Annotated in this window: 9 protein-coding genes and 1 tRNA gene; 4 read left to right on the top strand and 6 right to left on the bottom strand. The window is 75.6% G+C overall.

The window, feature by feature from the left end; all coding sequences use genetic code 11:
* Positions 1-40: 40 nt before the first annotated feature.
* The 4 genes from AA75_RS30685 to AA75_RS30695 form a co-directional block, all read right to left on the bottom strand.
* Positions 41-1867, bottom strand: coding sequence for a stealth family protein (locus tag AA75_RS30685; protein ID WP_149038473.1), 1827 nt, complete (start codon positions 1865-1867; stop codon positions 41-43).
* 129 nt (positions 1868-1996) lie between these two features.
* On the bottom strand, positions 1997-2146 hold the full coding sequence (locus AA75_RS49980) for a hypothetical protein (RefSeq protein ID WP_158515587.1): 150 nt from the start codon (positions 2144-2146) through the stop codon (positions 1997-1999).
* A 38-nt stretch (positions 2147-2184) separates the two neighbouring features.
* A tRNA-Lys gene (locus AA75_RS30690) sits at positions 2185-2257 on the bottom strand.
* 132 nt (positions 2258-2389) lie between these two features.
* On the bottom strand, positions 2390-3076 hold the full coding sequence (locus AA75_RS30695) for a nucleotidyltransferase domain-containing protein (protein WP_033823584.1): 687 nt from the start codon (positions 3074-3076) through the stop codon (positions 2390-2392).
* Between the two features lie 251 nt (positions 3077-3327).
* On the opposite strand from AA75_RS30695, the gene AA75_RS30700 reads away from it, so the two are divergent.
* Positions 3328-4572, top strand: a complete 1245-nt coding sequence (locus AA75_RS30700; protein ID WP_082526950.1) for a crosslink repair DNA glycosylase YcaQ family protein — start codon at positions 3328-3330, stop codon at positions 4570-4572.
* Between the two features lie 71 nt (positions 4573-4643).
* On the opposite strand, the gene AA75_RS30705 is transcribed toward AA75_RS30700, so the two are convergent.
* Entirely contained in the window at positions 4644-5261 is a 618-nt protein-coding gene (locus tag AA75_RS30705) for a transglutaminase family protein (protein ID WP_051813801.1), read from the bottom strand.
* Between the two features lie 267 nt (positions 5262-5528).
* Between AA75_RS30705 and AA75_RS30710 the strand changes: the two genes are divergently transcribed.
* From AA75_RS30710 to AA75_RS30720, 3 genes are all read left to right on the top strand, one after another.
* On the top strand, positions 5529-6263 hold the full coding sequence (locus tag AA75_RS30710; protein ID WP_033823638.1) for an SDR family oxidoreductase: 735 nt from the start codon (positions 5529-5531) through the stop codon (positions 6261-6263).
* Between the two features lie 146 nt (positions 6264-6409).
* The gene (locus AA75_RS30715; protein WP_033823586.1) at positions 6410-7120 is read left to right on the top strand and encodes a tyrosine-protein phosphatase; all 711 of its coding nucleotides are present in this window, start codon (positions 6410-6412) and stop codon (positions 7118-7120) included.
* Positions 7121-7443: 323 nt separating this feature from the next.
* Positions 7444-7881, top strand: a complete 438-nt coding sequence (locus tag AA75_RS30720; protein WP_082526952.1) for a very short patch repair endonuclease — start codon at positions 7444-7446, stop codon at positions 7879-7881.
* Positions 7882-8030: 149 nt separating this feature from the next.
* On the opposite strand, the gene AA75_RS49985 is transcribed toward AA75_RS30720, so the two are convergent.
* Positions 8031-8386 (bottom strand): low temperature requirement protein A (locus AA75_RS49985; RefSeq protein WP_199520450.1); only part of this gene is annotated, 356 nt, incomplete at its 5' end.

An 8386-nucleotide genomic window follows, 5' to 3' on the forward strand; every position in this document is an offset into this window, starting at 1 on the left:
GGTGGGCGGGGTGCAGGGGTTGGGCCGGCCGCTTAAGCCCTCAAACCTCGGTCCGGCCGCTCAGGACCCGGTCCGGCCCGGCGGCCGGGCGCGGGAGCAGCGGGCGGCGCAGCTCGTACGGCCCCGGTGCCGGGAAGTAGCCGTCGAGGAAGGCGCGCACGGCGGCGTCCTGGGCCGCCGGGTCGATCAGGCCGGTGGTGACGTCGTTCAGGCAGAACACGGCGGCGTCGCGGCGCTCGGCGAGGCCCTGCAGCAGGGCGAGCGACTCGGGGCGGCCGATGTCGACGAAGCACTCGTCCGGCTCGGCGAACACCGCCCGGCCCGCCAGGTAGGCGGTGTACGCGTAGAGGGTGAGCGGGGAGAGGCTGGCGTGGCCGCGGAACGGCTCGGCGGCGGTGCGGGCGTACTCGGCGGCGAACTCCTGCGCGTTGTGCGCCAGCAGGCTGCGGTGGGCCGCGCGCGGGGTGTGGCCGAGCGTCCGGGTGGGGACCCGGCCGTGGCGGCGGGCGATGGCGTCCCGGGTGTTCTTCTGGCCCGCGACGTAGCTGTCCTCGCCCGGTCGGACCGGGTCCGGCGGGATGACGCCGTCCTGGAACAGCCGGGCCACACCGTTGCTCTGGAAGAAGAAGCCGGGGCCGAGCTCACGGCCGAGGAAGACGTCGTCGTTGAAGTAGACGAAGTGCTCGGACAGGCCGTCGATCCGGTGCAGCTGGGACTCGATGGCCCGGGAGTTGAAGACCGGCAGCAGGCCGGGGTCGTCGAACAGCTCGCGGTGCGCCACCACGTGGATGCCGGGGTGGGCGGTGTCCAGCCAGGCCGGCCGCTGGTCGTCGGTGACCAGGTGGACCCGGCGGATCCAGGGCGCGTGCGCGGCCAGCGAGCGCAGGCTGTACCGCAGTTCGTCGCGGTTGCGGAAGCGCTGCGGCTCGGTGCCGGTGCCGGGACCGGCGCCAGGACCGAAGCCGGGGCCGGGGCCGGCGGCCGGGGTGGCCTCGGCGGCCCGCCGCTCCCGGCGCTCGCGCCAGCGCGGATCGGTGTCGTCCACCCAGGTGTAGACGGCGTCCACCGGGAAGTCGACCTCGTCGACCGGACGGCGGGTGAATGCCGCGGGAACGGGGTGCCGGCCCCCGGCGATCCGGACCGTGGCGGCCGGTTCCAGCGAGGGCGCCCACCAGCCGGCCAGGGTGCTGCCGTACGGGACGATCGCGCCCCCGGACGGCTCCGCGGGCTGCCAGAACTTGATCTCGCAGCCCTGGTCGGCGCCGTACCCGAGGGTCCGCGAGGCGGCCACCACGGGCCGGAACACCCGCACGCCGCGGACCAGCCGCTGCGCCGCGACCCCGTCGTCCCCGTCGTCCCCGTCGCCGTCGCCCGCGGCCGCGCCCGGCCGTTCGTGGCGGTCCACGGCCTCTCGCAGGCCCGGAGCGAGCAGCGGGCCGGGACCCGCGCCCCAGCCGACCGGTTCCAGGTACACGTGCCGCCCGCTGAAGGCGGTGTCCAGGGCGGCGAACACCCGGGCCCGCCGGTCGGCGCGGACGGCCAGGTGGTGCCGCTCGGGCTCCTCGGGCCGCCGTGCGTCGGGCACCAGCGCGTACGGGACGCCCGCGGCGAGCAGCGCCTGCGCGGCGAGGGCCAGGTTGGCCGCCCGGACGGCGTGCGGTGCCAGCTCCTCCCGCACCTCGGCGAGCAGGCCGCGGTCGCGGACCAGCGCGGGACGGGCGGCCAGCAACTCGTCCTCGCGAGTGGGCGGCCCGGGCGGCGGTGCGGCGGGCCCGGCCGTGGTCGGCGCTGCCGCCCTCCGGTGGAGCACCCGCCGCCAGGCGGAGGTGGTCGGCACCGCGGACAGCCGTCGCATGGGTTCTCGCACAGAGGTGGTGGATCGGAGGGTGACCGGATCGATACAGAGTGTAATCCATCCGGGTAAGCCGGGACCCCTGCCGCGGAAGGCCGTACCCAACGCCGAGGAAGGACTGATGAGCGCGGATGTGGTGAGCCGTCAGGACCTGCCGTCGAGCCGGGCCCGCGCGCCGGACGAGGCGATCGCCCGTCCAACGGCCGCCAGGGCGAGGGCGGCGCCCAACTGCGGCCCGTACAGGGTGGATCCGGGCCGGACCGCCGTCCCCGCGTTGAACGCGAAGGCCCCCATCCCGGCCAGGACGCCGGGGTGGGGGCCTTTCTCGCGTGTGGGCCGCCAGGGGCTCGAACCCTGAACCTACGGATTAAAAGTCCGCAGCTCTGCCAATTGAGCTAGCGGCCCGCCGACCGGCGCCGCCCCGTGGGTACGGCACCTGCGGGGCCGATCCTACCCGGTGACCGTGCCCGTTTGGCCAACGGATTCCCCGGCCGCGTCGCGGGCCGTGGACCGCCCGCGCCGGGGCCCGCACGGGCGTCAGACGCCGGGGGTGCGGGCGGCGGCGTAGTGGACCGCGCGCACCCGCCGCAGCCAGTCCTCGGCCGGTGCCTCGTCCGGGGCTTCCGGCAGGACGCCGGGCCGGTCGAAGCGCGTCTCGGCGGTCTCCAGCAGGGTGCCGGCCTGCTCGGGGTGCCGGGCGTAGCGTTCGCCGAGCTCGCGAACGCGCGCCGGGTCGGCGAGGCGGATCACCACCTCGCCGGTCTCGTGCAGGGCGAGGCCCTGTTCGACCAGCCGGACCAGGTGGCGGGCGTGCTTGGCGGCCCTGGCCAGGCCGCTGTCGTCGGTGCGGTCGCGGGCCGTCAGCTTCCTGAACTGCTGCGTGGCGTAGCCGAGATAGGAGCGCCGGACGGCCCCGGCACTGAGGAAGGACCGCCGGATGGCGATCAGCTCGTCGCCGAGCGGCGTCCGGACCTCGTACAGGTCCTCGGGCAGCCAGACCAGTTCGGAGGCGGTCGGGTTGCAACTCAGCGCGAGTCTGCACCACTTGGCGGCCTCGTGCAGGGTGCGGTCGGGGGCCGTGGTGACGTGGGACTCGGCCGGGCGGTGCAGGCCGTGGAGTTCGACGGTCGGTGCCGCGTAGAGGCCGAGGCGGTCGATGTCGGAGCCGGCGTGGGCGAGGCCGTAGGCGGTGGAGCCGACGATGCCGGACAGCAGGACGTTCACGGGCGGGTCGCCTCCTCGGCGTCGGGTACGGCGGCGCGGCCATCCCCCCGGTGGCCGCCGGATCACCGGTGCGGGGAGCGCCGGTTGGGCGTGGCCGGCCATCGGCGGCCAGGGCCGTGACGGCCCCGGCGGGACCGTCGGTGACCGCGGGCGGACACTCGGCAGTCTCCCCTGTCCCCCCGGCCGGGGTCGAACGAATTGTCCGCCCGTCGCTGCGCGCCCCGCCCGGCCGGCCCGCCGATACTGGCCCCATGGCAAACAGTGGGAGCCCGGCGGGCACCGGCCCGGAACGCGGCGGGGCCGCGCCCCGGGAAACCGACCCCGACCAGGTGGCGAAGGTCCGCGCCTGGTGGGCGCACCGGCAGTGGCTGAACGGCGGGCACGACGGCGCGAGCGCCGCCGAGGTGCTGTCCGCGACCGGCTGGGCGCGCTCGGTGGGCGGCGCGGCGCCGTACCTGGGGCTGTTCGCCCGGGCGGGGCTCGGCCGGGAGGCGGTGGACGCGGCGGTGGCGGCGCTGGAGGTGCACGAGCTGCCCTCGGCCCGCGGCTGCACCTACGTCCTGCCGGCCGGCGACTACGCGCTCGGTCTGGCCGCCGGGGCGGGTGCGCCCGAGGCGGACCTCGCCTCGGCGGCCAAGCACCTGGACGTGACCCGCGACGAGATCGAGAAGCTCTGCCTGGCGATCACGGGCGCGCTCGCCGAGGACCGTCCGCTGGACCCGCCGGCCATCCGGGAGGCCGTCGGCGAGGCGGTCCGGCCGTTGGGTGAGGCGGGGAAGAAGCGCGGGGTGTCGACCACGCTGCCGCTGGCGCTCGGGCTGCTCCAGGCACGCGGCCGGATCCGCCGGGTGCCGGTCAACGGCCGTCTGGACCAGCAGCGTTACGGCTACGTCGGATGGGACCAGCCGGTCAAGGGCTCGGCCGACGAGCTGGCCCGGCGCTACCTCTCCTGGGCCGCGCCCGCGGCCGTCCGGCACCTGCGCTGGTTCTCCGGCTTCACCGCGGCGACCGCGAAGGCGGCACTGGCCCCGCTCGACCTGGTCACGCTGCCGGGCACCGACCTGTTGATGCCGGCCGAACTCCTGCCCGAGTTCGAGGAGTTCGAGCCACCTGCCGAGCCCCGGTACGCGCTGCTGGCGGGCATCGACGGCATCCATCTGCTGCACCGCGACCTGGCCCGCCTGGTCGACCCGGCGGATGCGCAGCGTCCGGTTCCCGCCGCCAGGCAGGGCCGGGTGTTCGGCGGCGAGGCGGACCCGCAGACCCACATCGTGGTCGACCGCGGCCGGATCGTCGGCTTCTGGGAGTACGACACCGAGCAGCGGGAGATCGTGCACCAGCTGTTCGTGCCGCTCGACGACGCCCTGCGCGAGGCGATCGGGCGGACCGAGGCGTTCGTCCGGGACGAACTCGGCGACGCACGCGGGTTCAGCCTGGACTCGCCGAAGAGCCGCGCACCGAAGATCGCCGCGATGCGGGCGGCCACCGCGACCTGACCGCCCGGCCGAGCCGGGTGCCTGGCCCGGCCGGGTCCCTGGCCCGGGTGCCCGGCCGGGCCGGGTGCGCCTCAGAGCTCGACCGGCAGGTAGTAGCCGTACCCCTCCCGGTCGGGGCGCGCCGCGGCCAGCGCCTCGCGCAGTACGGCGGGGGGGGCCGGGGACACCGTCGCGTACTCGAACTCGCCCCGGCCCGGGTCGACCGGCCAGGCGAGCCGCTCCCCGGCGGGGTCGGTGGTGAACTGCGCGTCGACACCCGGCTTGTTGCCGCGCGGGTCCAGCCGCACCCAGCTGCCGCCGCCGCGCGGCTGCGGCCAGTGGACGGCGATCAGGGCGTGCAGCACGTCGAACCGCTGGTAGCACAGGCCGGCCGGGATGCCCTGGGCGCGCAGCACGGCGGTCAGCAGGTGGGACTTGCCGTGGCAGATCGCATCGCCGGCAGCCAGCACGTCGGAGGCCCGGTACGCGGCGCTCCACCGGCCGACGTCGGCGGAGTGCGCCACCCGGTCGCGGACGTACTCGAAGGCCGCGCGGACACTGCTCTCCGCGCTGTCGCGGCGCAGCCGGACGGCGAGCGCGCGGATCCCGGGGTGGTGGTGGTCGATCACGTCGTCGGCCGCCAGGTAGTCGGCCGGGTCGGCGGAGGTGGGCTGCAGCCGTAGTGGCGGCGGGAAGGGGTCGGGTGACATACCGGCCATGGTTCCGGCGGCGGGCCACGGTCCGCCGGGGATTCCGGCATGCGGGCTGAGGGCGTGGGCCGTGGGCTGTGGGGCGTGGGCTGTGCGCCGTGGGCGTGGGCTACGGTCGGAGCCGGACCGGCAGGGGCCGGATCCCGCCTGCACGCGTACCAGTACGAGGGAGTCACCGCCGTGCCAGAGGAGACCACCGCCCGTCCCCACGCGCCGGCGTCCTCCGAAGCCGCGTCCGCCGATACCCCGGCCGCCGGGCCGGGAGTCCTGCTGGTCACCGGCGGAGGGCGCGGTATCGGCGCCGCCACCGCCCGGCTCGCCGGCCGCCGCGGGTATCGGGTGTGCGTCAACTACCGCAGTGACGAGGCGTCGGCGCTCGCCGTGGTGGACGGCATCCGCGGCGACGGGGGCACCGCGGTCGCCGTTCGGGCGGACGTCACCCGAGGTGCGGAGGTGGAGCGGCTGTTCCGCACCGTGGACCGGGAGCTCGGCACCCTCACGGCGCTGGTCAACAACGCCGGCACACTCGAACGGCAGGCCAGGCTGGAGGAGTTGGACGAGGAGCGGCTGGCCCGGATCTGGGCGGCGAACATCACCGGGCCGTTCCTGTGCGCGGGCGCCGCCGTCCGCCGGATGTCCTCCCGGTACGGCGGCCGGGGCGGCGCCATCGTCAACGTGTCCTCGGCCGCCTCCCGGCTCGGCTCGCCGAACGAGTACGTCGACTACGCGGCGTCCAAGGGCGCGCTGGACAGCATGACCCGTGGGCTGGCGCTGGAGGTGGCGGCCGAGGGGATCCGGGTCAACGCCGTCCGTCCGGGCCTGATCCACACCGGCATCCACGCCCTCGGCGGCGAGCCGGGGCGCGTCGACCGGGTCGGGCCGCAGCTGCCGATGGGCCGCGGCGGGGAGCCGGAGGAGGTCGCCGAGTGCATCCTCTTCCTGCTCTCGCCGGCCGCCTCGTACGCCACCGGGACCTTCCTTGACGTGGCGGGCGGCCGCTGAGGACGCGGGGGCAGTGACGGGCGAGGGCGACGGGCGGCGGCCGGGCACGGGCGGGCCGGCCGTCGCCGCCGGGCCGCCGCAGGCGTTAAGGCACAGGTCCACAACGGCCCCCCGGCGCGCCACCCGCCCGCGCTAGCGTGGTGGTCATGACCGACCGCGAGTTCGACACCGACGCCGTCTTCCTGGACATCCCCGACGTTCTGAACTTCCGCGACGCCTCCTGCGGCGTACTGCGACCCGGTGTGCTGTACCGGTCCGCGTCGCTGTCCGGCCTCAGCCCCGAGGGGGCCCGCCGGCTCAAGCCGCTCGGCATCCGGACCGTGGTCGACCTGCGCAGCCCTGCGGAGATCGCGGCCGCCCCCGACCTGTTCCACGGCCTGGACCACGACTACCTGCACGCCCCACTGCTCCCGGACCGCCACGACACCGAACACCCTTGGCCCAGCGACCAGTTCGCCACCTACCAGCTGATGGCGGAGATCGGCGGCGACGCCGTGGCCGCCACCGTCCGCCGCCTCGCGGGCGACGGCGCTCCGGTGCTCGTCCACTGCGCCGTCGGCAAGGACCGCACCGGCCTCACCATCGCGGTGATCCAGCACCTGGCCGGCCTCTCCGACGCCGACATCACCGCCGACTACCTCCGCTCCAACCGCGGCCTCGGCCTCGACGCCGGCCCCGTCCCGTACATCGACGAGCACGGCGTGTCCCACGTCTCCCACCCCGCCGAGGCCGACCGCCTGCACACCGCCCTGGCCCGCATCCGCGAACTCCACGGCACCATCGAGACCTACCTGACCGCCCACGGGGTGACGCCCGCGGAACTGGCGGCCGTGCGGGCGGCGCTGAGCACGGTCTGACGCCGGAGGCTGCTGCGGACCGCCTCCGGCTGTCGGTGGGCAGGGCTACCGTAAGAAGATCGGTACGAGAGCCTCGTCCCACCCGGAGGGCCCATGGTGGCAGGCCGCAGACCCTCCGCCGCGACCCGTCCGGGCAAGGGAACCGGAGTGTTCGCGGTCGACCCCGGGTCCGCAGGATCCGAGGTCACCCGGGCGGCTCCCCCACCGGCCACGACGGCGTCCCGGAAGGTCGTCGTGGCATTCGACCCGGCCGCCCGAGCAAGGTGATCGACAAAGTGACGTCCGTACGCCCCAGCGCCTCCTCCCCCTCCGTCGCGTCCCGTATGAGCCGACAGCGGCGCAAGGACACGGAGATCGAACTCGCCGTTCGCCGTCTGCTGCACGCGCAGGGCCTTCGCTACCGGGTCGGTCTGCCGGTGCCCGAGATGCGCCGTCGCACGATCGACATCGCCTTCACCCGGGCCCGGGTGGCCGTGTTCCTCGACGGCTGCTTCTGGCACGGCTGCCCCGAACACGCCACCCGGCCGAAGTCCAACAGCGCGTGGTGGGCGGAGAAGCTCGACCGGAACATCTCGCGGGACATCGAGACCAACAACCGGCTGATCGAATCGGGCTGGCGTGTCCTTCGCTTCTGGGAACACGAGTCGGCCGAGTCCATCGCGGCAGCGGTCCGATCGGCACTCTCGGACCCGGCCGGGACGCGCCCTGCCCCGACGTCCTACAGCTCCGGGGGCTCGGCGGGGGTCGGCCCCGCCGCTTAGGCCCCACCAACGGGACTCCGACGCGGCTGCGGCCGGCCGACGGCGACGCCACGCCCGTCCGAAGTCGTGCCCGTCGCCGAGCCGACCGGCAGTGCACCAATCCCGTCCGAGCGGTCGGACAGCGGTCGGACGGCGGGACCGACCGGCGCTCATGCCCTCCAGCCGCGCTCCTCGTGGCCGAACGCCGCCGCCAGCACCGCCACCACCACCGCCACCTGCGCGAGTGCCGACACCTGGGTGCCGAACGGGATCGTCGCCGGCACCAGGGCGGCGGCGAGCAGGCGGGCGGCGTTCGGGGTGAGGCCGAGGGTGCGGCGTATCGCGGTGTTGGCGGCGAGGTAGAGGGTGATGCCGGCGGCCAGCGCGGTGGCCTGGGCGGGGGCCAGCGGGGCGGTGGGGTGGGCGACGAGGGCCTTGGCGCCGGTGGCGAGGAGCAGCAGGCCCAGCAGCAGGGCGTAGTGGCCGAGGTTGTAGAGGCGAACGGCGAGCTCGTTGCGGCGGGGCG

This window comes from Kitasatospora sp. MBT63, assembly GCF_000710465.2.
Taxonomy (GTDB): Bacteria; Actinomycetota; Actinomycetes; order Streptomycetales; family Streptomycetaceae; genus Kitasatospora.

Coding starts and splice junctions, on each gene's coding strand:
- AA75_RS49980 (WP_158515587.1), bottom strand. CDS start 2,146: ATGGGGGCCTTCGCGTTCAACGCGGGGACGGCGGTCCGGCCCGGATCC.
- AA75_RS30700 (WP_082526950.1), top strand. CDS start 3,328: ATGGCAAACAGTGGGAGCCCGGCGGGCACCGGCCCGGAACGCGGCGGG.
- AA75_RS30705 (WP_051813801.1), bottom strand. CDS start 5,261: ATGTCACCCGACCCCTTCCCGCCGCCACTACGGCTGCAGCCCACCTCC.
- AA75_RS30715 (WP_033823586.1), top strand. CDS start 6,410: ATGACCGACCGCGAGTTCGACACCGACGCCGTCTTCCTGGACATCCCC.
- AA75_RS30720 (WP_082526952.1), top strand. CDS start 7,444: ATGAGCCGACAGCGGCGCAAGGACACGGAGATCGAACTCGCCGTTCGC.